At 32.4% G+C, this 24,533-nt stretch carries 17 protein-coding genes; 4 read left to right on the plus strand and 13 right to left on the minus strand.

The genetic code is table 11. From position 1 onward, the window contains the following. Positions 1-18: 18 nt before the first annotated feature. The 4 genes from T1L09_RS11640 to T1L09_RS11655 all read right to left on the minus strand — a co-directional run bounded on the left by T1L09_RS11640 (position 19) and on the right by T1L09_RS11655 (position 7,440). Complete coding sequence (locus tag T1L09_RS11640; protein WP_322551135.1) at positions 19-3,060, minus strand: PorP/SprF family type IX secretion system membrane protein; 3,042 nt, start codon at positions 3,058-3,060, stop codon at positions 19-21. A gap of 7 nt (positions 3,061-3,067) precedes the next feature. Further along, positions 3,068-4,510: a T9SS type B sorting domain-containing protein gene (locus T1L09_RS11645; RefSeq protein WP_322551136.1), complete on the minus strand. Its 1,443-nt coding sequence runs from the start codon at positions 4,508-4,510 to the stop codon at positions 3,068-3,070. Between the two features lie 1,189 nt (positions 4,511-5,699). Continuing rightward, the gene (locus T1L09_RS11650) at positions 5,700-6,974 is read right to left on the minus strand and encodes a hypothetical protein (protein WP_322551137.1); all 1,275 of its coding nucleotides are present in this window, start codon (positions 6,972-6,974) and stop codon (positions 5,700-5,702) included. 19 nt (positions 6,975-6,993) lie between these two features. Next, on the minus strand, positions 6,994-7,440 hold the full coding sequence (locus T1L09_RS11655) for a hypothetical protein (protein ID WP_322551138.1): 447 nt from the start codon (positions 7,438-7,440) through the stop codon (positions 6,994-6,996). Positions 7,441-7,774: 334 nt separating this feature from the next. On the opposite strand from T1L09_RS11655, the gene T1L09_RS11660 reads away from it, so the two are divergent. Together T1L09_RS11660 and T1L09_RS11665 are read left to right on the plus strand one after the other, a co-directional pair. Further along, on the plus strand, positions 7,775-8,926 hold the full coding sequence (locus tag T1L09_RS11660) for a DNA polymerase III subunit (protein ID WP_322551564.1): 1,152 nt from the start codon (positions 7,775-7,777) through the stop codon (positions 8,924-8,926). Between the two features lie 2 nt (positions 8,927-8,928). Then, complete coding sequence (locus T1L09_RS11665) at positions 8,929-9,318, plus strand: DoxX family protein (protein ID WP_322551139.1); 390 nt, start codon at positions 8,929-8,931, stop codon at positions 9,316-9,318. Here the strand turns inward: T1L09_RS11665 and T1L09_RS11670 are convergent. The 6 genes from T1L09_RS11670 to T1L09_RS11695 form a co-directional block, all read right to left on the minus strand. Continuing rightward, entirely contained in the window at positions 9,310-11,583 is a 2,274-nt protein-coding gene (locus T1L09_RS11670) for a helix-turn-helix domain-containing protein (protein WP_322551140.1), read from the minus strand. The genes T1L09_RS11665 and T1L09_RS11670 overlap by 9 nt on opposite strands. Positions 11,584-11,659: 76 nt before the next feature. Continuing rightward, entirely contained in the window at positions 11,660-12,235 is a 576-nt protein-coding gene (locus T1L09_RS11675) for an OmpH/Skp family outer membrane protein (RefSeq protein ID WP_322551141.1), read from the minus strand. A gap of 235 nt (positions 12,236-12,470) precedes the next feature. Next, a complete protein-coding gene (locus tag T1L09_RS11680) occupies positions 12,471-13,319 on the minus strand; it encodes a class I SAM-dependent methyltransferase (protein WP_322551142.1) in 849 nt (282 codons plus the stop codon). Between the two features lie 269 nt (positions 13,320-13,588). Next, positions 13,589-15,460 carry a tRNA uridine-5-carboxymethylaminomethyl(34) synthesis enzyme MnmG gene (gene mnmG / locus T1L09_RS11685; protein WP_322551143.1) on the minus strand — a complete coding sequence of 624 codons (1,872 nt, stop codon included), beginning with the start codon at positions 15,458-15,460 and terminating at the stop codon, positions 13,589-13,591. A 48-nt stretch (positions 15,461-15,508) separates the two neighbouring features. Next, complete coding sequence (gene ybeY, locus T1L09_RS11690; RefSeq protein ID WP_322551144.1) at positions 15,509-15,937, minus strand: rRNA maturation RNase YbeY; 429 nt, start codon at positions 15,935-15,937, stop codon at positions 15,509-15,511. Further along, positions 15,930-19,274, minus strand: a complete 3,345-nt coding sequence (locus tag T1L09_RS11695) for a DUF4175 family protein (protein WP_322551145.1) — start codon at positions 19,272-19,274, stop codon at positions 15,930-15,932. Before T1L09_RS11695 ends, ybeY begins: the two co-directional genes overlap by 8 nt. A gap of 211 nt (positions 19,275-19,485) precedes the next feature. Here T1L09_RS11695 and gltX point away from each other — a divergent pair, with 211 nt between their 5' ends. Next, a complete protein-coding gene (gene gltX, locus T1L09_RS11700) occupies positions 19,486-20,988 on the plus strand; it encodes a glutamate--tRNA ligase (RefSeq protein WP_322551146.1) in 1,503 nt (500 codons plus the stop codon). Positions 20,989-21,028: 40 nt separating this feature from the next. On the opposite strand, the gene T1L09_RS11705 is transcribed toward gltX, so the two are convergent. After that, positions 21,029-22,462 carry a hypothetical protein gene (locus T1L09_RS11705; protein ID WP_322551147.1) on the minus strand — a complete coding sequence of 478 codons (1,434 nt, stop codon included), beginning with the start codon at positions 22,460-22,462 and terminating at the stop codon, positions 21,029-21,031. Between the two features lie 76 nt (positions 22,463-22,538). After that, positions 22,539-23,186, minus strand: coding sequence for a PorT family protein (locus T1L09_RS11710; protein ID WP_322551148.1), 648 nt, complete (start codon positions 23,184-23,186; stop codon positions 22,539-22,541). Between the two features lie 101 nt (positions 23,187-23,287). Between T1L09_RS11710 and T1L09_RS11715 the strand changes: the two genes are divergently transcribed. Then, positions 23,288-24,247 carry an SPFH domain-containing protein gene (locus T1L09_RS11715; protein WP_322551149.1) on the plus strand — a complete coding sequence of 320 codons (960 nt, stop codon included), beginning with the start codon at positions 23,288-23,290 and terminating at the stop codon, positions 24,245-24,247. 31 nt (positions 24,248-24,278) lie between these two features. On the opposite strand, the gene T1L09_RS11720 is transcribed toward T1L09_RS11715, so the two are convergent. Further along, entirely contained in the window at positions 24,279-24,533 is a 255-nt protein-coding gene (locus T1L09_RS11720; protein ID WP_322551150.1) for a DUF6327 family protein, read from the minus strand.

Genomic DNA, 24,533 nt, shown 5'->3' on the forward strand with positions numbered 1-24,533 from the left:
TTTTTTATATTATCTGTTTTATTCCACTTTAGCAATAAACATATTTTTGTTGTATGTCTTAGTGCCTTTAGCTTTTAACTCCTGGTTAGCGTCGCCCATCGTATCCGCTTTCGCAATGTATACATAATAAGTACTGTTATGCAAATTATAAAAGAAATTTACATTTGCTCCCCCACCTGCACTAATAACTGTAGATAAATAGGCTTTTGTTTCTTCAAGATTACTAAATGTTTTTAAAACCAAATAATATCCAGCACTTACATCTGTTAATTTTTTAATAATTGGAATGTCAATAATCGCATTTGGATTATTAGTTGATTCGCCTTCTTTATTTTTAGGCGCGGTGTCATTTCCACCTACAACTTCCTGGTTTTTCTTTAAACCTTCCAAGTATTCTTGATTTCTACGATTTCTTTCCGTTTCACTGTCGTAATCTGCCTTTTTAATCCTTCTTAATCTTTCGGCTTCTTTCTCGTCTTTTATTTTCTGAATTTTTAAATCTGCTTCTTTTTCAAGTCTATTAAATGTTTCTCTTTTTTGTTTTAAATCATTTAACATTTTTTGATAATAATCATTCAAAGGTTTAGCGTCGGTATCAGAGATCCCCTTAGCTTTAATTTCTTTTAGCCTTTGGATGTTTGAAGCTTCAAAATCTCTAATCAATTTATCGAACTCTACTTTGTTTAAACTTATTCTTGATTTTAAATTCTCAAGTTTCGCATTTTCTTCTTTTGTGTTCACAAAACCTTTTGGTCCCCTCACAGTACCATCCGCGTTTAAAGTGTTTTCTAGTAAAAACTCTTTTAAATCGGCATCTCTTTCTTTTACAATTGCTTCTAAACTTTTAGTTAACTCGTCTGATGCATTACTTTTTGTTTCAATATCCTTCTTAAATGCTTCAACAGCTTTATTCGATTCATCTGATTCTAGTTTCTTTCTAAGCGCCTCTTCTGTTGAAAGTTTATCCTTTTCTGCTTGTGCTTTTGCCGCAGCTTCTGCCTTAGCTTTGTCTGCCGCCGCTTTTAAACGAGCCGCTTCTTCAGCTGCTAATCTATCTTTTTCTGCTAGTGCTTTTGCCGCAGCTTCCGCCTTAGCTTTGTCTGCTGCCGCTTTTAAACGAGCCGCTTCTTCGGCTGCTAATCTATCTTTTTCTGCTTGTGCTTTTGCCGCAGCTTCTGCCTTAGCTTTGTCTGCTGCCGCTTTTAAACGAGCCGCTTCTTCAGCTGCTAATCTGTCTTTTTCTGCTTGTGCTTTTGCCGCAGCTTCCGCCTTAGCTTTGTCTGCTGCCGCTTTTAAACGAGCCGCTTCTTCGGCTGCTAATCTATCTTTTTCTGCTTGTGCTTTTGCCGCAGCTTCCGCCTTAGCTTTGTCTGCTGCCGCTTTTAAACGAGCCGCTTCTTCGCCTGCTAATCTATCTTTTTCTGCTTGTGTTTTTGCCGCAGCTTCTGCCTTAGCTTTGTCTGCTGCCGCTTTTAAACGAGCCGTTTCTTCAGCTGCTAATCTGTCTTTTTCTGCTTGTGTTTTTGCCGCAGCTTCTGCCTTAGCTTTGTCTGCTGCCGCTTTTAAACGAGCCGCTTCTTCAGCTGCTAATCTGTCTTTTTCTGCTTGTGTTTTTGCCGCAGCTTCCGCCTTAGCTTTTTCTGCTGCCGCTTTTAAACGAGCCGCTTCTTCAGCTGCTAATCTGTCTTTTTCTGCTTGTGTTTTTGCTGCTGCAGCTGCTCTAGCTTTATCCGATTTAGCTCTTTCTGCTGCTTTTAAACGAGCTGCTTCTTCGGATGCTAATCTGTCTTTCTCTGCTTGTGCTTTTGCCGCAGCTTCTGCTTTCGCTTTATCTGCCGCCGCTTTTATACGTGCTGCTTCTTCTGCCGCTAATCTATCTTTTTCTGCTTGTATGTTTACTGGCGCTTCTAATTTAGCTTTATCTTCAGCTGCTTTTAAACGGGCTGCTTCTTCATTTGCAAGTCTATTCTTCTCTGCATTTGCAGCTGCTTCTGCAGCTAATCGTTCTCTTTCCAGTTTAGCATTTGCTAATTTTTCTGCGTTTTCTTTATCTTTTTGAGCTTTAGTTTTTAGTGCAATAGTTGTTGATGTCTTTTTAACAGGTTTTTTACTTCCACCTTGTTTCTTTACACGATTAGTTATATTGATATTTTCATATTCGTCAAATGTATAAGCCAATAAAAACTGATGACTTGATCCTAGCTCTGATACATCTCCAAGACCTAAATCATAGTTATATCCCAACGAAAATCTTTCTGATATTGTAATTCCTACCCCAGCAGAAAAACCGTAAAGCGTATTATACCCTCCTTGAATCCATGCTTTGTTAGGGATATCTAATAATAAGTTAGCGGCTAGAGCAGTCGCATCATTCTTTTTTTCAACAAATACTAACGTTGAAAATTTAGCATCGTCTAGGAATCTTCTATAGCTATTTATGTAACCTGTATACATGACATGACCTAAATAACTATTTTCCTGATTATCTTTAACCATTTCACTAGTTGCAAGATTATACAGGACTAAATTATTTACGGAAACACCAAAATCAAAAAATTCAGTACCGAAGTTTATACCTGGTTTGAGGCCAATAAGTGAATTGGCTTTTTGATTTTGAAGTAGCGGTTCATTCTCTACTGTAATTATTTTTCCAAAATCAAAAGTAGAATTATAAAAATAGGTGTTTATACCAAAAGCAAGAATTGATTCATCCCCCACAGGAACAGCGTAAGAGTAATTCACAACTCCACCAAAGTTCTTCAAAACACCTGCGCTTTGCTGATAAATACCGATCCCGAATCTAGATCTATTGCTCAATCTTCCTAAATAATTAGCAAAATAGAATTGTGGCGCATTTTCAAAATCTACCCATTGACGTCTATTAACAATTGTCAAAGTAGGTGCAGTTTCTTTAGCAAAACTAAAAGCAGGATTAATTAAATATTTATTGAATTTAATTGAATTCTTTAATGATATATCAAAGGAACTGTTTGCATTTTCCTGAGAAAACACAGTTATGCAAAAAAGTAGGGTGGTTATTAAAAGGTATTTCTTTTTCAAATCTTTATTACTTTATAACAGTTATTGTTCCTTGTTTTATCTTACTACTTCCTTTAGAAATTATATAATAAAAAACGGCGTTTGAATTAATAAAATCTGATTCTTCGGTGGGCCAGTTATCTAAATAATTATCAGTTGACAAAAGCATTTTACCAGAAGAATTGAAAATCTTAACATTAATGCCGGATTGAGATGTAATTGAATTAGGTAAAACCCAAGTATCATTAACACCGTCATTATTTGGACTTATTAAATTAGGAACTTCATTTATTTCGGGTTTTTGTACAGCGATTTCAACCTCTTCACTTACTATACAACCAGATGTTTGATTTATTATTACTTTGTAAGTACCAATTTGATTGACTGCTAATGTATTTGTTGTCTCTGGCAACAACACATTATCTTTATACCATTGGTAAACCGGACTTGCCGCCGTTGTTGTTATAACAATGTTCACAGTTTGTCCTTGATAAATAGAAATAGGAGAGGCTGGGACAACACTATACGTAAAAGTTATAGGTGATAATATAATTACATTTGATTCTGCAACACAAATGCCATTATCAGTAATTAATTTATAGTCTCCTGATGTGGTGGTTAAGTAACTAACATTGGTTGCTCCGACAATTTCTTGATTATCTTTATACCATTGATATGTGTATTCTGGTCCGATTAAATTACCCGTTAAAGTGACATCTGAACCTTCACATATTTGATTACCACTACTACTTGTAATAGTTAAATTTGACGACGCTTGAGATGAAACCGTTATAATTCTTGATCTAGAATCGAAAGATGGTGTACACACACCATAATTTGTTTCCACAAAATATTGACCAGGTTGGGTAACAGTTAGAGAACTCCCTGTACCGACAACTATGTCAGTCGGTAATTGTTTTTTCTTCCATACATAGGTTAGTTCGGGATAAAAAAGAGGAGAGGAATTGGTTCCTGAATTATAAATAAAAAGAGTGAAGCTTCCTCCACCTGAGCAAAATGCTACATTGTCAACTCCGGACGGCGAGTTCACTAATATCTCTTGGTTGTGCTTTATGTAATAGGCGTCAAAAGCATCAGAATTTGGACTTAAGGCTGCTGGACTTGAACTTCTCACTCTTAACTTGTAGTTAGGGCCAAAAGTTATCGTCGGCAGACTAAAGGTCATTGTGTATTGTGCTCCTACTAATGAAACTGCGGCAGGAACTACTAATGGAGCTGTCGCGAAATCATTATTAGACATTTCTAAAGTAAAAACATTATTCGAATTAATATTACTTGAGGGACTTGCTGTAAATGTAATAGTGTGCGTTGTATTAACAAACTGACTTTCACACAAAAAACTAAAACTCAGGATCGGTTTAGTGATTACGATTTGACTGCTTACAGCAGAAGAAATCGCTAAAGCAATAATTAAAAAATTATATTTAAATGAAACGCTAAACCCGCTCATAATTATTTTATTTTATATATTTAGAAGACATCATAACAAAAAGACTTCTCTTTTAAACTTACCTACCTTCATCAACTATTATTAATTACATACCATTTTAAACAGTAGTTCCAAAGTCTACCTGTTAATTACTGCACTTTGTCGTTATAAATTACATTTTACAATAAATTAGGATTAATCTAATCAAAAATTTAACTTTTCATTATAACTTCCTTAGCAAATATAATTTTTTTATTCTTCTTTTCAGTACAGTTTTTCTGTACATTTTCATTTTTTTTTCCTAGCGTTTGCTGGGTTCTTCGTTTTTTTTTAATTTCAAGCAATGAAATACACGTAAAATTGTATTAAAATTAACGAAAAAATAATTTGGGCCAAAGATAGTATAAAAACAAAGCTCTGCAATAAGTTTAAATTTAATGTTTTGTATTTGAGTTTAAAATGTTGAGCCTTCGGCAATTGAAAAGTTTAAGAACGTCGCGGAAAAACAAAATATCATTACAATATTTCTTTCATAAAGTTAAACAAGAAATAAATTATAAAAAACTTTAAAAACATTACTTAATATGGCTAAATATGCATTAAACCTTCAATAATAATGATAATTTTGATTGTTTCAATTTAAATTCATCATTATTATTAAGAGCTATATTTAGGTTTAATAACGCAAATTAATAGTGATTAATAATTAAAAACACATTTAAAATTAAAAAACAAAAGCCTTTTTCTTATTTAGAAAAAGGCTTTTGTTTTAATTTTTTACGATACAAAAAAAGCATTTTTTTTTGTAAATCTTGTTATGTTTTGAAAATAATTTCCCAAAGTTTAAATTAAAAACTTTAAACAAAACACTATAAATTTAAGATAAATAATCTTCTAACTTAAATATACGTTAAAAAAATTGTTAATAATCTTCAAGCTTTTAATTGAATTTAAATGATTATAAAATTTCTAATTAATAAATTAATTCAATTTTAAAATCTCCCTTAAACAAAGATTAAGACAGTAGTCGTAGCTCAAGATTTCTAAAATAATTTTGATAGAAAAATTAGTTTCGTGAAGTAAGTGCTTTAATTTAAAAGAAGGGGGAGAAACACAAACGTAGACTACTTTAGTAAAATCAATAAAACTATTTCGTTGCTATTGAAGTTTTAGTATTGCGTTACTTTATAAAAAATTAGCGCTGTAAAATTTACTTTACACCGCTAATTTTAATTCTATAATCTGGAGTTCTTTCATTATTGGGATCATTAAAAATGTCGGTTGCTGATGCCTTATAATAAACATTTCCAAAAATAGCTGCAGCAAACATTGATTCCAAATCTTGACTTTCAGTAGTACCTAATTCTGATATGATATTGTTTTCACAATTATTAAAAAATATTTTTTTTAATTTAATCTTATTTATATTTTCTGGATTGAGCGCAATGTTAGAACTTAAAAAAAGAGCCGTTTCAAATCCTGAAATTATACTCTTATTCAGAGAAAAAAAGCAACCGTCATTTATATAAATTGCTTCTTTTATTAAACCTTTAGTAACTGCCTCACCATCACTCTCATTAATCATTGAGAAATTGGTCATCGAAACGTTGGTTTGTGGTTTTGTAAAATCCGTAATATCCCTATTTTCAAACTGTTTTATGGTTACTGCCCTAAAACTTGTACTAGCTGAAAAGTAAGCATATCGTATTACTAAACCGTTAGTTAACTCACAATTTACACCTTGAGTCAATTCGAAATCGCTGTTTTTAGATCGGTACGCAATCATCTTTGTTCCCTTAACATTTCCGCCAATGAATTTAAATGAATTTCCATTAGAAAAACTAGATTGAAGACCATCAATTACAGTACCCGTTCCGACTCCGATAAAACTTACAGCATCGTAGATAGAATTTCTATTCTTACCTTTTCCGGCAAACTCAACTCTTACGTTCTTAATTGAACCAGAATTATCTGCAGGATTTGAACCACCCGCAGTAATTAAACTCGGATCTATAGACGACTCAATTTTATAAACACCACCATAAATATTAATAGGCGCGTTACCTAATATATATATGCCGCCCCAGTCTCCAGGTTTTCTTTCCTTGGCAGATTTAGAAGATGTGAAAATTATGGGATTATTAGGCAATCCTTCTGCAACTATTTTCGACCCTTTGGTTATAATTAAGGTACTATATTCATCCGTACTGGCTCTAATTATAGTTCCTGGTTCAATAGTTAAAGTCGCATTATTAGTCACATAAACCTCTCCGACCAAACTGTAAGTTTCAAAACCCGATAATTTAAAGTCTGAAGATATTACATTTGGTAATATTTTTGTTGTTTGCGGGTAATCTGTCGTTAAAGGTTTGAAAGATGTCCAGCCGTAAAGCCAGTTACTTTGTCCAACGATTCCCATTTCCTGTTGTGCAAAAGCTAATGAGCAAGTAAAGATTGCTAAAATTAAAAATCTAATATTTCTCATAATTTGGGTTAAAAAATAATTAATTTTGAGTACTACTACTCACCATTTTCAATACTTCTTCATAAAAAAGGATTGCATTTATAATATTTGAAGTATCGGAATAAGGTAGGATTGCATCCAAAAATTTATCATTATTCTCAATAAATTGACCTCTGTTTATAATTTCTTGGTCTAAGGCAGCGGTATTTTCTTTACTGGCTGGGATTCCAAGATCTGCAAATGAAACGCCCGGTTTTGGTGTCACACCGATATAAGGAAAAACATTGTATAAAATTTTAACTCTTTCTTTGTATAACGGAATAAGCTGCCCTTTCGTCATATCTTGAAGTTCTTTTAAGTTATGGTATTTAGAAATTCCTCTAACGTTGATAATAATTTGCGGCGCGGCTTTTTGATTTTTTTGAGCTACAACTTCTACTGATCCTAACAAAAAAAATGATAAAAGTCCTAAGTAAAATAATTTCATATTATTGGGGTTTTATAGATTTAAAAAAAATGTTTTTATGTCTGCCTTATTACAAATATATATTAATTAATAAAAACAAACAAAATAAAATTTAGAATTAAACGATTCTATTACAAATAGCTATTTTTAAGGTTTAATTCAAGATGTTAAAAAAAATTAGGACAAACTTTTTAATCCTAAAGAAAAATTTATTGATATCATTAAAAGGGTGTTTTCAAAAAACGTGCCAAAAACAATTTGTACCACTTAAAAATCGAATTACTACTGTGAAAAAAAAGTTATACCGTACGTCTTAATAAAGATTTCATTCGTAAAAATGTTTTATATTTGGCACATGCTTTTCAAAGATATTTTAGGACAAGACCACATTAAAAACCACCTTACTAAAAGTGCCGAGGCAGGAAGAATACCTCACGCTCAATTGTTCGCTGGTCCAGAAGGTTGTGGAATGTTGCCGATGGCGATTGCTTATGCACAATACATTTTGTGTGGAAATTTAGGCGGTGAAAATCAAGGTGAAAATACTGTATGTAATTTAAAATTTGATCATTTTTCTCATCCCGATTTGCATTTTGCTTTTCCTGTAGCTTCTACGGATAGTATAAAATCACATCCCGTTAGTGATAATTTTTTGACCGAATGGCGACAATTTTTAACAGAAACTCCATACGGAAATCTGTTTGACTGGTTAAAAACTATTGGTATCCAAAACAAGCAAGGTTTAATAAATGTTGATGAAGCCGCCGAAATCAATAAAAAATTAGCGCTAAAATCCTATGAAGGCGGCTATAAGGTGATGATTATTTGGATGGCTGATAAAATGAACACCGCTTCGGCTAATAAATTATTAAAACTGTTAGAAGAACCGCCAGCAAAAACTGTTTTTATTTTAATTACAGAAAACGTGAACGATATTTTACAAACCATCCTATCACGCTGCCAATTGATTGATTTTATTGGTTTAAGTGAAGCGGTAATTGCAAATGCTTTGGTTTCACGTGAAAAATGCGATGCTACTTTAGCACAAAAAATTGCACATCAAAGTGAAGGAAATTATAATAAAGCACTTCATCTTTTTAAAAAGGAAGAAGATGAATTTCCTTTTGATGAATGGTTTGTAGAGTGGGTGAGAAGTGCCTTCCGAGCAAAAGGAAATGCTACAGCAATTTTAGATTTGATTGCATGGAGTGAAAAGATTTCAAAAACAGGAAGAGAAACGCAAAAACAATTTTTACATTATTGCATACAGTTTTTTAGACAAGCGTTGCTATTGAATTACAAAGCTGATGATTTAGTTTTTTTAGAAACCAATGTACCTAAATTTGAATTAAAAAACTTTGCACCTTTCGTAAATAGTTCAAATATAAATGAAATCTATAAAGAATTAGAAGATGCCATCTACCATATTGAGCGCAATGGAAGTAGTAGAATTATCTTAACCGATTTATCCATAAAATTAACCCGATTAATCCATAAAAAAGAATAAATATGATACAAGTTGCCCCATTATTAGTTTTAGCCTTTTTAGCCATAACTTTCTTACAATCAGGATACGACAAAATGAAAGATTGGAAAGGAAATGTTGCATGGTTAACAGGCCATTTTACCAACACCGTTTTAGCAAAACAAGTTCCCTTTGCTTTGGGAATTATTCTTTTATTAGAAATAGTTTCAGGTGTTTTATGCGTATCGGGAATTATTCAACATTTAATGCAAGAGGTAGTGCTGAGAGGTTTAGGTTTCTATGGTGCAATTTTATCAAGCATTACATTGTTGTTCCTATTATTTGGACAGCGTTTAGCTAAAGATTATGATGGTGCACGCACTATTGTAATTTATTTTATTCCGGCAGTAATTGCTGTTTATTGGTTAAGCTAAGCTTGCTTTAAACATTCGTAATTCGTCCCACGAGAATTTATCGCCGTGGATTTCTTTTAATTCGCCTAAACTTTCGCCTTTAAAATCTTTAAATGCAGCGCTCAACTCGACGATTTTATCAGCCGGTAAAATATCCGAAAGTTGCACGATTTCCATCTGAATCAATTTAGTGAAATGATTATAAATGGTTTGAGGCGTAAGTTTACGCTGCTTTGCAATTTCGAAAATAGTCATATTTTGTTTCCACAATTCTAAGGTATCTTCGTAAGTAGATTTCTTGGGCTCCTTAGTTTTTTTCTTTTTCGAATCTGTATAATACGAAACATCGTCGTCATCTTCGACCAAAGCGATATTTAACTTTTTGAAGCGTTCTGAAACTACAACTAACTTATTGATTTTGTACACGTTGATATCTTCGGAAACTAAATTCTGTTTCGAAATTTCTTTTCCATCAACAATAGTTTGAGTAAGTAATTTTACTTTTTTAAGTTGAATAATCGTTCGTATTTGCAGCTCTTCTAATTCCACTAATTCATCGTGGAACGCTTTTACTTTTTTTGTACGTTTGATTTCTTCAATTTTCAACAACAGTTCTTCGGTTACATCGTCTAAAATTTTAAAAAAGTAATCATAAGCAGCGTCGCAACGTTGTTTTACAAATTGAGGTTCTAAATTATCCGAGGTAAAAATATTTTGCAATTGCACTAAAAAATTTGCCGAAGGAGCCAAAATAGGAGCCAATTTATCGTGTTGAAGTTTTGCCCACTTTTCGTGATTCCCTTTTGTAGATTTTGCTGGTTCGGAATTATAACTAAACAAGTGATTCCGCCATTCTTGGACTAACTGCTTGAAATCGAATGCTATAATCAATGAATGCAACCAAAAGCTAGAGGTTTCTTTCGCTAATGATTTTTGTAAAATTTCTTCAGAAGCTTTGTTTTCAGCATAACTCAACACATCTTCGTCGCTAGAAATACCATTCATTCGCAAAGGAGACAATAAAACAAGCCCTTTTAAAGAACGCAATCGCGATAAAGCCACATAAGCTTGTCCAGGCGCGAAAACTTGGGATACATCTAACGCAGCTTTGTCAAATGTTAATCCTTGACTTTTATGAACCGTAATTGCCCAAGCCAACTTAATAGGGTAGTGGACAAAAGTTCCGATTACTTCTTCCTGAATTTCTTTCGTATTTTCGTTGATGTTATAGCGGATATTCTGCCATTCATAACGCTCCACTTCAATGGTTTTCTTTTCTTCTGTAAAATAGACAAATATTTCTTTTTCGGTTAACGACTTGATAACGCCCATTTTACCGTTATAAAATTGTTTGTCCGCATTCAAATCGTTTTTAACAAACATTACTTGAGCACCCACTTTTAGCTGTAATTTTTCGTCAAGCGGAAATATTTTTTCTGGGAAATCGGCTGTTATTTCGGTAGAATAAGTAAATAATTTTCCGTCTAAATCCTTCAAGGATTGTGCATTAATAGTGTCCGCTTTTGCATTATGCGTAGTCAAAGTGATATAACCTTTATTTTTCTTTAGATCGAAATTAGGTTGAACGAATTGATTCAAAGTTTTCACATCTTCGGCAGTGATCTTATTGTGTCTTAAATTATTCAAAACATCAATAAACTCAGCATCTGTTTGACGAAAAATCTTATCTAATTCTATATATAAAGGAGGATATTGTTGAATAATATGCGAATGAAAAAAGAACATCCCACGGTAATAATTCTTCAACATATTCCATTCTTCATTCTTCACAACTGGAGGTAATTGTAGCAAATCTCCTATAAAAAGCACCTGAACACCTCCAAAAGGTCTTTCGTTTCTACGCACTCTTCGCATCATAAAATCCATAGCATCAAGCACATCGGCTCTTAACATTGACACTTCATCAATGATTAACAACTCCATATTTCGAATCACCGCACGTTTTACGTTATTCATCTTAAAATGACGGCCTAACGAATCACGATTTTCGAATTTAACAGTTTCAGAAAAATGTGGTAGTTGTTTGTTGTCAGGGATAAAGCCTCCAAAAGGTAACTGAAACATCGAGTGAATCGTAACGCCATTTGCATTCAAAGCGGCGATACCTGTTGGAGCTACAACAACAGTGTTCTTGTGAGTTGTAGCAATAATTTCTTTTAGAAGTGTAGTTTTCCCAGTTCCGGCTTTACCGGTAAGAAAGATTGACTTATTAGTTTGATTGATAAATCGAAGTGCATAAGTCGCAGCGGCTGATAATGATTCCATTTGGCATATAATTTTGAACTACAAATATATAGAAACGATATTAAATAAAAAAGTCCCGATAAAACGGGACTTTAAATTATTTTTTCTCTTCAGCTTTAGCTTCTGGTTTGTCGTCTTTCTTAGTTGACTTATAAGAATCGTTTAATTCTTTTAAAACATCTTTTGTAATATCATACTGGTCTTTAGCATAAAGAATTGTAGCAGCATCACCTGTTCCGTATACATAATCGTATCCTTTCTTTTTACCATACGTTTTGATGAATTGTTTTACTTCACTAATTAAAGTATCTTTTAAAACAGCCCCTTCTTGTTGCAATTGTTGTAATAAAGCATTTTGCTCCATTCCTAATTGTTGTTCACGTTGTTGTAATTCTGCTCCTTTCTGTTGAGCCCATTGCTGCCCTTTAGCTTGTGCATTTTGTTGAAAACTTTGAGCTTCATTTTGGAACGCCTTTACTTTCGCTTCTAATGGTCTTCCTAACTCTTGAGATTTAACTTTGAACTTATCATCTTCGTCTTTAAATTTTTCATATTTTTCAATTAACTCAGAAGTATCAATGTAGGCAGTTTTAACATTATCAGATTTTTCTTCATTTTTGTTACAAGCTAAAATGCTTAATGCAACACCTAAAATTAAAATGGCTTTTTTCATTTTGTATAAATAATTATTTTTTTTGTAAAAGTAATAATAAGTTCGCAAGAAGCAAATTTGTAGCTTTTTTATTTATTTTATTGTTATCAATATTTCTTATCAACAATAAGTAATCTATAATTATAAGCTATCAAAACCAACTTTCACACGTTCAATCTCTTGGGTTTTCAAAAAATAATGGCTAAATCATATCTAAAGACCTATAAAAGTCGCTAAAAACGCTTTAAAATAGTTTTTACTTGTTTTTTAAGACATAAATATGTGATGAAAACTCTTTTTTGAAGATTCCTGAAATATTAGAACTTAATCCAATAAAAAATCCAGAAATAAAATTCATTTTACCCGTTTTGTATTTTTCAGATAAAAGTGACACATAAAAACTATCAAACCACATTGGCTTGACATCTTCCAAATTCATATTTTGTTTGTCGAACAATTTTTCGATGGCTGTTTTTGAAAAATGCCACAAATGTCTTGGCACATCAAAAGCCGCCCAAAATTCTTTATAGTGTTTTGCGTCGTATGATTTGAAATTTGGAACGGCGATAATTATTGTTCCCCTAGGTTTTAACAAACGCTTCAATTCGGCAACTTGATGTTCAACATCTGGAACGTGTTCTAAAACGTGCCACATTGTAATTACATCAAAAGAATTACTTTCTAACTTTTCAATGGTATCACCAAGTTTTATTCCTTTCCCAATTGCAATTCCTTTAGCTTTATCATTTGGTTCAATTCCTAAGATTTCCCAATTCTGGTTTTTACATTCCAAAAGAAAATCTCCAGTTCCGGCACCAATATCTAAAATCTTACCTTTTAAGGGATGATGTGCATTAATCAAACGGACTTTATCTCGAATTGCTTTTCGTTTGATAAAATGATACATCTTTTCAAATAATGTACGTTTTCCATCGGTATGCGAAATATAATCTTCGAATTCATAATAAGCACCCAAATTTTCCAAAGTAGGTTGGGGATGGGTTTTTAAAATTTGATATTCTTCATTTAACAACAACGAGAAAGATTCTCCTGAAACAGAAAAATCTTTAACGGTAATAAAACTTTTATCTTCTAAAAAATTCATTTAATTTTATTTTTTATGCGAAAGGCTTATTTGAATAGGGTTGACACGATTGTTTCACGTGAAACATTTTTTTTAGTGGTCAGAAATCAGTCGAACGTTACAGTCAATTACGTGTTAGTTATTAAGGTTTTCTATTTTAGGAAACTAAACTAATTTATTTCAAATGATTACTGAGACTGAATACTGAAACCGAATACTGAGACTGTAAACTGAGACTGTAAACTGAACACTGAACACTGCAAACTGATCACTGAAAACTGAACACTTCCTTATCTTCCCATATAGATTAACAGTACTGAAACATCACTTGGTGAAACACCACTAATACGAGAGGCTTGAGCAATTGTTTTCGGCCGAATCTTATTTAGTTTTTGTTTGGCTTCAATGGAAAGTGATTTAATTTTGTCGAAATCGAAATTATCCGGAATTATTACATCTTCTAAACGTGTTAATTTATCCGCATGGTTTTTTTCCTTTTCTATATAGCCTGAATATTTAACTTGTATCTCGGCCTGTTCTACAATTTCTCTGTCTAAATTATGCTCTTCAATGTAAGCAGCAACTTTTTTAAATTTTCTAAAATCTTCCAAATCCAACTGTGGACGTGAAAATACTTTAAACATTTTATCGGGTTGACTCATTGGCGAAGAACCTTTACTTTCTAAAATTGGATTTGCTTCTTCAGGTTTTAAACTTGTCTCTTTAAAGAAATTTACCATTGCATCCGATTTAGAAAATTTTTGTTCCATACGGATTAAACGTTCTTCTTTTGCTAAACCTAACTCAAAAGCTTTAGGTGTTAATCTAAAGTCAGCATTATCTTGACGCAATAAGGTTCTATATTCGGCACGAGAAGTAAACATACGATACGGTTCTTCTGTTCCTTTCGTAATTAAATCATCTATCAAAACTCCAATATAAGCTTCATCTCTTTTTAAAATAAATGGAGCCCTTTCTTGCACTTTTAAAGCGGCATTAATTCCGGCCATTAATCCTTGAGAAGCGGCTTCTTCATAACCAGTTGTTCCATTAATTTGTCCGGCAAAATACAAACCTTCCACTAATTTAGTTTCTAAAGTGTGTTGCAATTGCGTAGGAGGGAAGTAATCATATTCGATTGCGTAACCCGGACGGAAGAATTTAACTTTTTCAAATCCAGCAACAGAGCTCAAAGCTTTAAACTGAACTTCCTCGGGTAATGAAGTAGAAAAACCGTTAATATAATATTCGCAAGTTGTCCAACCTTCTGGCTCAACAAATAACTGATGTCTTTCTTTATCTGCAAAACGATTAATTTTATCTTCAATCGAAGGACAATATCTCGGACCTAAGCTTTTAATTCTACCGTTAAACATCGGACTTCTGTCAAAACCTTCGCGTAAAATATCGTGAACTTCTAATGAAGTATAAGACATCCAACAAGATCTTTGTGTTTTTAAAGGAGCGGTTATATCTGAATAAGAAAACTTTTCTGGAACTTCATCACCTGCTTGTTCAGCCATTTTAGAAAAATCTAAAGAACGACCATCTACTCTTGGAGGCGTTCCTGTTTTCATTCTTCCGGCTTCGAAACCTAACTTTAATAAATCTTCTGTAATTCCAAAAGAAGCACCTTCGCCAGCACGACCTCCACCAAACTGTTTGTCTCCAATATGGATTAAACCGTTTAAGAAAGTTCCATTTGTAAGGATAACCGTCTTGGCTTTTATCTCGATTCCAAGTGAAGTTTTAACGCCGACAATCTTACCATTCTCAGCTAAAATTCCAGAAACCATTTCTTGGTAGAAATCCACATTGGGTGTGTTTTCCAACATCGTTCTCCATTCTTCAGAGAAACGCATTCGATCAGATTGTACTCTTGGGGACCACATCGCAGGACCTTTCGACTTGTTCAACATCTTAAATTGAATAGCCGTGCGGTCTGAAATGATTCCAGAGTAACCACCCAAAGCGTCAATCTCGCGTACGATTTGTCCTTTAGCAATTCCACCCATTGCAGGATTACAAGACATTTGTGCTATGTTCTGAAGATTCATTGTAACCAATAGGGTAGAACAACCCATATTAGCAGACGCGGCAGCGGCTTCACAACCAGCGTGCCCAGCACCCACAACAATTACATCATATTGATTTGAAAACATCTGTTATATATATTATGTTCCACGTGAAACATTTTAAAAAATTTTATTTTATAATCCTTTTTGTTCCACGTGAAACATCTGGATTTTTTCATCTTCTTTCGAACGCATTAGTAGTTCGTCTTCAAGAGATTTGTCTTTATATCCACAGTAATGAAGAATGCCGTGAGACAATACACGTTTGATTTCATCCTCAAAAGGAACGTTGAAATCTAAAGCGTTTTCTTTTACTCGTTCTACAGAAACAAAAATATCACCTTGTAATAAATTTCCTTCCGTATAATCGAAACTGATTATGTCAGTTAAAGTGTCGTGATCTAAATAATCCACATTGATTTTATGCAGGTATTCATCATCACAAAATATGTAATTAATTTCACCTTCGTCAAAACCTTCTGAAGCAATTACGCGAGAAATCCATTCCTCATAATGCGATTCGGTTGATAAAGTAAAATCGGTTTCGTAATTAAAACTAATCATTGTTTTTAAAATAGTGTTGTACTTTTTGATTAAAATTCGGTTGCAAAGGTAAGCTTTGTCGGTTTAATATTTCTACACTATTTATATATTCTTTAAATTCTTTAGAGAGTGGAGTAGTGGAGCCATTGAATTCTTTGCTATTGGATTTCGATTGGCGTTTCGTGTCTTCTCCTTGTTGTTGAATAGCATTTTCTAATTTCAATAATTCGTGTTTTAAATTAAGCATCTTTTGAAGCGTTTCGTTTTTAAAACCTTTGTTGATTAATTGCTTTTCTATATCTTTCATTTGGTTCAAAGCATTCTGACCTTGACCGGACAAACCTTCTTTTTCTAATGCTTTTTGAAGAGCATCTCTCAATTGTCTTTGTTCTTTTAGAATCTCTAACACTTTACCAGCATTTCCTTCAGAACCGTTTTCACCACCATCACCACCTTCGCCAGATTGTCCTTCTTTACCCGTTTTTCCCTTTTGTTTTCCTTCACCAGGTTTGTCTCCGGGTTTGTCTCCAGGTTTTTCACCAGGCTTTTCGCCAGGCTTCATTCCATCTTTCATTTTTTCTCCTAAACCCTCTTGCTTTTTTATAATGTCTGGCAATTGCATTCCTGCACCTTGTCCTTTTCCAGGTTTTGGTTTACCTTGTCCTTGACCTTGCATTTCCATATTCATATCGCTTTGCACATTACTAAGAAAATCAGCTAAACGATTCGCAGAAGTTAAAACGTATTGTTGATGCGAAGCTCCTTTTGAAATGTTACTATCGGCCAAAGTTTCTAAAGATTTATCTAAGTTGTAATGGATTTCTCCAACTTCTTTTAAAATAATTTCAGTGATTTTTGGGTTACGCATCGAAATAGCAAACAAGCTATCATCCACGTGTTTGAATTGTAATTTTAAATTTTGCTGTTGTTTTAAAACCTTATTTAATTCCAACGAACGAATTTGAGAACGGCTTGTTGTTTTAATTAATGCTTCCTCTGAAAAGGAAAAAGCTAAAAGATTATCCAAAATCTGACGTAACAATTTCACATCTTCTTCCATTTCTTGCTTTTCTCCTGAAGCCATAGCCGCGGCCATTTTCTGACTCATCTCTTTGATCTTAGCTGAGGCACTTTTTTGTTTTGGTTTAGCCTTCGATTGGTTTTCCTTTTTTAATTCCTCAGCCGATTTATCTAAATCTTTCTTGATATCTTCTTGTTCATTCTCATCATTTGGAATGTCCATAGGTGATTTCAAATCTTTATTTTCTTTGTCTAAATCTTGCAAGTCTTTTTGAATCGCATCGAATTCTTTATTAATAGCTTCTTGATTCTTCTCGGTATTTTCTTTTGCATTCTCGGCTAACTTATCTTGCTTCTCAGCTAACTTGTTTAGTTTATCTGCAATTTGCTCGGCCTTCTTTTCAACATAAAAACGCTTGGTTAATTCCACCAATTGCTCTAAGTTTTGTTTTTGATTTTTAGCGTTTTGTTTCAGCTTATCGGCTTTGTCAAACAATTCGTCTTTTTCCAATTTCTTAGAAAGCTCTTCTAATTCTTTCAATAGTTTTTCATTCTTTTCAGATTGCTTTTCAGTTTCTTCTAAACGACGCAACAATTCTTCCTTGTCTTTGTCTTGGGCTTTCGGATTGAAATCTTCTAAATTTTCGGATAACTTTTTGGTAAATTCTTTCATCATTTCGTCTTGTTGCTTTTGACGTTTAATGAAGTCTTCCACTTTCTTCTGATCTTTGAAATCTAATGTAGTTTTCTCTTTGTTTAACTTCTGTAATTTATCTAATTCTGAAAGTTGTTTTTCCTGATTTTGTAACGAGTTTTTTAAACTGTTAATGTTTTCATTCTGTTCATGCAGTTGTTTATCGTCTTTTTGGTCTTCTGTTAATTCATAATGAAGGAAAACGGAAGATTTAGTGCTTTTATACTTATTAACTACATCATTATCAAATACTTCAAAGTAATATTCGTAATTTTGACCCGCATCAATTGCAATGCCATTCGGAAACGAATAAATAAACTGATCAACCGCTTGTTTGTTGATTGGTAAATTAGCTTTTTTAGCAGCACTAGGATTTCCTTTCGGATAAAAAACAACTTGTAATTTTGTTAAACCATAATCATCGGCCACTTGACCAATCATCATTTTGGATTTCAACTTTAAAGAATCTGGAGCAATTTGCACATTAATAGTTGGAAATTGATCTTTGATAATTGCAACTTGATAAACCAATTTTTCAAACTCCACTACATTCTTATTTGAAGTGATTATTTCATAATTCAAATTATCTGAGATGCTTCGCGAAAGCGTAAATATGGAATTATTCGAAGTAAATTGTTTTTGTTGATTATTAGATTTGAAGAAAACTTTATCAGTTGCTATAGCATTAATTCTCCAATTTACAACGGTGCCTTCAGGAACAACTGCATTTCCTGTTCCTTGAATAACTTCCGATTTCTTTCCTAAATAAGAAGGATAATTCAAAACCATTTCGAAATTAGCAATCATTGGAACAGCTACAACATTGATATTATAACTTTTCGAATTTAAACCATTTGCTTCAAGTGAAAATTCAACATCTTTTGAAAGTTTAGCAAACGTATATTCGAAAATTCCTGGTTTTGTGTTTTGAAGAAAATATTCTTCATCACCTATTTGAATTGCAATATTTTCAGGCATCACCTTTCCTTGCGTTTTTACCTGAAGAACGAAATCAGCATTTTGTTCAACCTTTAAAGATTTATTTAAAATCACAAATTCAAACGGAGCAGGAGGAGCATATTTTGTTTCATAATTCACCACGCGACTAAAACTATTTGAAATTACAGCGGAATTTCCGGTAACGAAAAATAAAACTATTAATAGGATTGGAACAATCGCATAAGGTAAAAACTTTTTATTTCTAGAAAAATTCACCGCATTTGAAAATGGAATCGGTTGTAAGCTTGACGCTTTTTGTTCAATTGACGCCAACAATAATTCAGACGTTTGATCTTGATTTGACAATTGCAGAAAATTCAATAACTTATCCTTAACTTCTGTAAAATGATTTCCGATAATTTGTGAAGCTTCCTCGTAATTAATTCCCTTTTGTAATTTGAATAATTTAAACAAAGGGAATGCAATAAAGCGAATCAATAAAAAAGATTCAACAGCAACAAACAACCAAAACAAAATAGTTCTTCCGGTAGTTGATAACCACAGAAAATATTCAATTAATAAGGTAAAAATGAAATACAACAAACCCAATCCAATGAAAAGAATGCTTCCTTTTATCAGTTCGTTCGTGTAAAACTTCTTAATAAAACCTTCAAGTTTTTCGAAAATGATGCCTTTTGTATTCAAAATTGTTGATATCTTGTTTATAACCGATAAAAATACAACAACTACCAAGAAAAATCAATATGTTTTGATTGAAATTTAACGTTTTACGAGGCAGATTGTTAATAACCTAATTATTTTTCCGAATTGAAAATTCTTACTTAAAATTGTAATTGTATCTTTGCAAACACATCGACAACCCTCGTGTGAAAATAAGGATAAAAACTATATAACAATGTCTAAACAAGTTCGTGTGCGTTTTGCACCAAGTCCAACAGGACCTTTACATATTGGTGGTGTTAGAACCGCTTTATTTAATTATTTATTTGCGAAAAAACATAATGGTGTTTTCTATATTCGTATTGAAGATACGGATCAAACGCGATTTGTTCCAGAAGCAGAAGCGTATATTTTTGAAGCTTTAGAATGGTTGGGAATTGCACCGGATGAAACAATTGGAAAAAATGAAAAATTTAGACCCTATCGCCAGAGCGAAAGAAAAGAAATGTACAAAGAATATGCGGATCAGTTGATAAATTCGGGTTGGGCTTATTATGCATTTGATACGGCAGAAGCTTTAGATGCTCATAGAAAACAACACGAAGAACAAGGCAAAACGTTTATTTACAATTGGCATAATCGTGAGAAATTAGATACTTCATTAGTAATTACAAAGGAAGAAACAAACCAAAGAATTGCTAATGGCGAAACTTATGTAATCCGTTTTAAAACTCCAGTAAATGAAATTTTAGAATTAAAGGATATTGTTCGTGGCGACATTAAGTTTGATACGAATTTACTAGATGATAAAGTATTATTCAAATCTGACGGAATGCCAACCTATCATTTAGCCAATATTGTGGATGATCATTTGATGGAAACTTCGCACGTTATTCGTGGTGAAGAATGGTTGCCAAGTATGCCATTACATCATTTATTATACAAAGCATTTGGATGGGAAGCTCCAGAATTTGCTCATTTGCCTTTGATTTTAAAACCTGTAGGAAATGGGAAATTATCGAAACGTGATGGTGATAAATTAGGATTTCCGGTATTTCCTTTGGAATGGAAAACAGCAGAAGGGATTTCATCAGGTTATAGAGAAAAAGGATTTTTCCCAGAAGCGGTGATTAACTTTTTAGCTTTATTAGGTTGGAACGACGGAAGTGAACAAGAAATATTTACATTAGAAGAATTGGTTGAAAAATTTGATTTAAACCGAATTCATAAAGCAGGAGCGAAGTTTGATCCAGACAAAAACAAATGGTTCAATCACCAATATTTACAAAAACAAAGTGATACAAGTTTAGCGGAATCGTTTAAAAAGGATTTAGCCGAAAGAAATATATCGACTTCACTCGATTTAACAAAAATCGTGGGAATGATTAAAGAAAGAGCTCATTTCGTAAATGAATTTTGGGATTTAGCCGATTATTTCTTCGAAGCACCAACGTCTTACGACGAGAAGGCTTCTAAAAACTGGAAAGAAGAAACGCCAGCATTAATGGAACAAGTGATTTCGGAATTAAATAAGATGGAAGACTTCACTTCAATGAATATCGAAACACTTTTAAAAGAGTGGATGACAACGAACGAAATAGGAATGGGGAAAGTAATGCAACCGTTACGATTGAGTTTAGTGGGAGCTTTAAAAGGGCCACATTTATTCGATATTATCGAAATGATTGGAAAAGAAGAAAGCATAAAGCGAATAGAAAAAGCAATCGCAAGTTTATAACAACAAAAAACCCTGCAAATGCAGGGTTTTTTGTTGTGTATTATTTCTCGAAAAAAAGTACTTTATAATATTTTTCATTATCAGATTCAATTAACCATATCCCTTCGGAAGAAAACAAAAATTTTAAATTTAATTTATTGTCTTTATTTAAAGAATCAACATAGTTCTTAATATCAGTATTGAAATCATATAGAATTAGTCCATATTTATTTGTTAGAATGTTTTCGTTTGAGGGTAATTTATAAACTTCTGGAATAAAGGAATTATAAAAATCTCGAGGAGTTAGTTTCTTCTCTTTAAACTCAACTTTATTCTGTTTAAGAATAATTCCATCTTTTTTATCTAAAATAAAATAATGAAAATATTCCTTATAATAATTAGTACCCACATTAAAAATAAGTTCATTACCAAAATCACTTAAAGCAACTTGCAACCTGTAAAGATGTATTTTTCTATTAAAATCTTTTTTATCATCAATTTCTTTAGATAATTCCCATATTTTGTTTCCATTTTTATCAAATTTAAAAACATAAAAACCAGATACTTCATTATAAGAATCCATGCTTTTTGACTTCTTTGTTAAGAGTCCATACACATAAACATTTTTTTCATTGTCAATTATAAAATTATTTATTGCAAGGTCATTAGCAAAAACAGTAAGAGTATTGTCAAATTTACCAACAATAACATAAGTTGCACCACTATTAGAATAAGTTAAAAAATTATCTTTAATTTTAATTTCGTATGAAAATTCTTCTGTTAGATTTCCGTTGAAATCATAAAGAGTTCTATACAAAATTGTAGATTTATAATCTTTAGCAATTGATTTAGTTACTATTTCAAAAGAATCATTACCAATAAGACGAATAGTGAAACCTAATTCTCCACTGTAATTAATATTGTCTGAACTCGTAAGACGCTCAATATTGATATTATCTATTTTTAATCTTCTTGTTTTATTTGTAAAAATTTCAATTATTTCAACATAGACATCATTTTTTTTAAGGTCCAGCTTGTCTTTTCCTTTTTCATTTGATAGAAAAATTAAATATTTATCGTTAAAATGTTGACCAATTATTTGATTATCACTAAAAGAATTATAATTGCTCCTTTCAAAAGTAGAAGATTTTTTACCATTTGAAAAGAAGTTATATTCATAAATACCTCTCAGACTAGAATAGTCTGTAGCTTTAACTGTATTCCCTGTATTTGAGTAAGTACAATACATTAAATCAACATTCTCTAATACAGCAGCTTTCTCTCCTATTGTATTATAAGAGTAAATATTATTAGTATTTTCATTAGTCGATGCAAAAATATTTTTTCCTTTTTCAATTATTAATCGATCTGGATGATCTACAAATCCAAAATCAACTGGAATATTATCTTTTTCATATTTTTCTTCAATAATAAGTTTTTGAGAATGTGCTGAATTAAATAAAGTAAGGGTAACAAGAATAATAAGTTTTTTCATAATAATTTTGTTTGAAAATAAAAAGCGTAAATATAAACGACTTGGGGTTTGATACTAATTTTTAAAAAGATTTACTTTACAAATAAACTGTAATCTGAGCACTAATCAAACCAATATTTCCTTTTAGTTTTTCACCAGTTAATTTTACAGCATCATTATTCTTCAGATTCCCGAAGAAATTTGTCAAACCGTATTGATAACCAATTCTTGCTCTTACGTTTTTGATTCCACCGTTTATTCCAACATAGAAATTAGCATTAATTTTAGAAACATCAATAATATCTTTAGCGATCAGACCTGGTTGATCTAATAAAAGATTGGTTTCGTCCTTCTTAGCAATACCCAATTTTCCATTTACTTGTAAAACCGGACCAAATTCTAAATTCAAATGGTCTTCAATTGCCACATAACTTGGTACAATATAAATTTGAACGGCCGAAAGTTTAAAATTAGTTTGCGTTTGAGCTAAGCCGTTCAACGTTGGAATAGAAAAATTACTATCCGTAAAAAACATTCCAAAACTCATTTGCCAATTGTTATAATAATTTCCTCTTACGCTTAAACCCCCAATCCAACCCGATTCTGGCGTAACTTCAAAATTAGAAGTATAAATATTCATTTGTGTTACACCACCACCAATACCAATTCGGTTACTGTCTTTGTTACCACGTTGAGCAACAACAGTACTAGAAATTAAAACTAATAAAACAACTAATTTCTTCATTTACATAAATTTACGCGTCAAAATTAAGGTTTATAAAATAGTTTTTGTAACTTTTTATATAAAAAGGCGTATAACAACTATAACAAACTAATATATAAACTATGAGTCCATTTTTTTACATTTTCCTAGCGATAGGAATATTTGTTTTTTTAAGTTCTTTTTTTACTGTAAAACAACAAACTTCAGTTATTATTGAGCGTTTTGGAAAGTATGCCAGCACGAGAACTTCGGGTTTACAATTGAAAATTCCGGTTGTAGATCGTATTGCTGGAAGAGTAAATCTTCGTATTCAACAATTAGACGTAATGATTGAAACGAAAACTAAAGATAACGTATTCGTTAAACTTAAAGTTTCTGTTCAATTTAAAGTGTTGCAAGAGAAAGTATATGAAGCGTTCTATAAATTAGAATATCCTCACGATCAAATTACTTCTTATGTATTTGATGTGGTTCGTGCAGAAGTTCCAAAATTAAAATTAGACGATGTTTTCGAAAGAAAAGATGACGTAGCAGTTGCAGTAAAACGTGAATTAAACGAAGCAATGTCGGCCTATGGTTATGATATCATCAATACGTTAATTACTGATATTGATCCAGATATTCAAGTTAAAAATGCGATGAACCGTATTAATGCTGCAGATCGTGAAAAAACAGCAGCAGAATATGAAGCAGAAGCAGGAAGAATTAGAATCGTTGCAAAAGCAAAAGCAGAAGCTGAAAGTAAAAGATTGCAAGGTCAAGGTATTGCGGACCAAAGAAGAGAAATTGCTCGTGGATTAGTAGAATCTGTTGATGTATTAAATAGAGTTGGTATTAACTCGCAAGAAGCTTCGGCTTTGATTGTAGTTACCCAACATTATGATACGTTACAAGCGATTGGTGCTGATTCAAATAGTAACTTAATCTTATTACCAAATTCACCACAAGCGGGAAGCGAAATGTTGAACAATATGGTAGCAAGTTTCACAGCAAGTAATCAAGTGGGAGAATCTATGAAAAGAGCAAATTCTACGAAGAGAAAAAAGCAAGGTGAAGCTAACGACGATGAAGATTCAGAATAATAAATGTTTATTATTGATACAAAAAGAGAGGCTAATTGCCTCTCTTTTTATTTACAAACCATTTGATTACAAAAGGAACTGCAATTTTTAAAACTGTTCCAACAGGTCCAGATATAAAGTTGGAATAGATGTTTCCAACGTTTGCAATGGCCTGAAAGGGTAAGACACTTTCTTTCGTTCTTTCGAAATTAAGCTTAATTTTATTGTAGTTAATTTCTTTTTCTAACTTAAGAATTTCCAAATCGCGTTCAATTTCGGCGTATGAAGTATATTTTTTAGTTTCCAT

The sequence above is a fragment of the Flavobacterium psychraquaticum genome, from assembly GCF_034497725.1.
Lineage (GTDB): Bacteria > Bacteroidota > Bacteroidia > Flavobacteriales > Flavobacteriaceae > Flavobacterium > Flavobacterium psychraquaticum.

Excerpts from the sequence above, each read along its gene's own strand:
- T1L09_RS11645 (WP_322551136.1), bottom strand. The coding sequence starts at position 4,510 with ATGAGCGGGTTTAGCGTTTCATTTAAATATAATTTTTTAATTATTGCT.
- T1L09_RS11670 (WP_322551140.1), bottom strand. The coding sequence starts at position 11,583 with ATGGAATCATTATCAGCCGCTGCGACTTATGCACTTCGATTTATCAAT.
- T1L09_RS11710 (WP_322551148.1), bottom strand. The coding sequence starts at position 23,186 with ATGAAGAAATTAGTTGTTTTATTAGTTTTAATTTCTAGTACTGTTGTT.
- T1L09_RS11720 (WP_322551150.1), bottom strand. The coding sequence starts at position 24,533 with ATGGAAACTAAAAAATATACTTCATACGCCGAAATTGAACGCGATTTG.
- T1L09_RS11680 (WP_322551142.1), bottom strand. The coding sequence starts at position 13,319 with ATGAATTTTTTAGAAGATAAAAGTTTTATTACCGTTAAAGATTTTTCT.
- T1L09_RS11665 (WP_322551139.1), top strand. The coding sequence starts at position 8,929 with ATGATACAAGTTGCCCCATTATTAGTTTTAGCCTTTTTAGCCATAACT.
- T1L09_RS11705 (WP_322551147.1), bottom strand. The coding sequence starts at position 22,462 with ATGAAAAAACTTATTATTCTTGTTACCCTTACTTTATTTAATTCAGCA.
- T1L09_RS11655 (WP_322551138.1), bottom strand. The coding sequence starts at position 7,440 with ATGAAATTATTTTACTTAGGACTTTTATCATTTTTTTTGTTAGGATCA.
- gltX (WP_322551146.1), top strand. The coding sequence starts at position 19,486 with ATGTCTAAACAAGTTCGTGTGCGTTTTGCACCAAGTCCAACAGGACCT.
- T1L09_RS11715 (WP_322551149.1), top strand. The coding sequence starts at position 23,288 with ATGAGTCCATTTTTTTACATTTTCCTAGCGATAGGAATATTTGTTTTT.
- T1L09_RS11660 (WP_322551564.1), top strand. The coding sequence starts at position 7,775 with ATGCTTTTCAAAGATATTTTAGGACAAGACCACATTAAAAACCACCTT.
- ybeY (WP_322551144.1), bottom strand. The coding sequence starts at position 15,937 with ATGATTAGTTTTAATTACGAAACCGATTTTACTTTATCAACCGAATCG.
- mnmG (WP_322551143.1), bottom strand. The coding sequence starts at position 15,460 with ATGTTTTCAAATCAATATGATGTAATTGTTGTGGGTGCTGGGCACGCT.
- T1L09_RS11650 (WP_322551137.1), bottom strand. The coding sequence starts at position 6,974 with ATGAGAAATATTAGATTTTTAATTTTAGCAATCTTTACTTGCTCATTA.
- T1L09_RS11675 (WP_322551141.1), bottom strand. The coding sequence starts at position 12,235 with ATGAAAAAAGCCATTTTAATTTTAGGTGTTGCATTAAGCATTTTAGCT.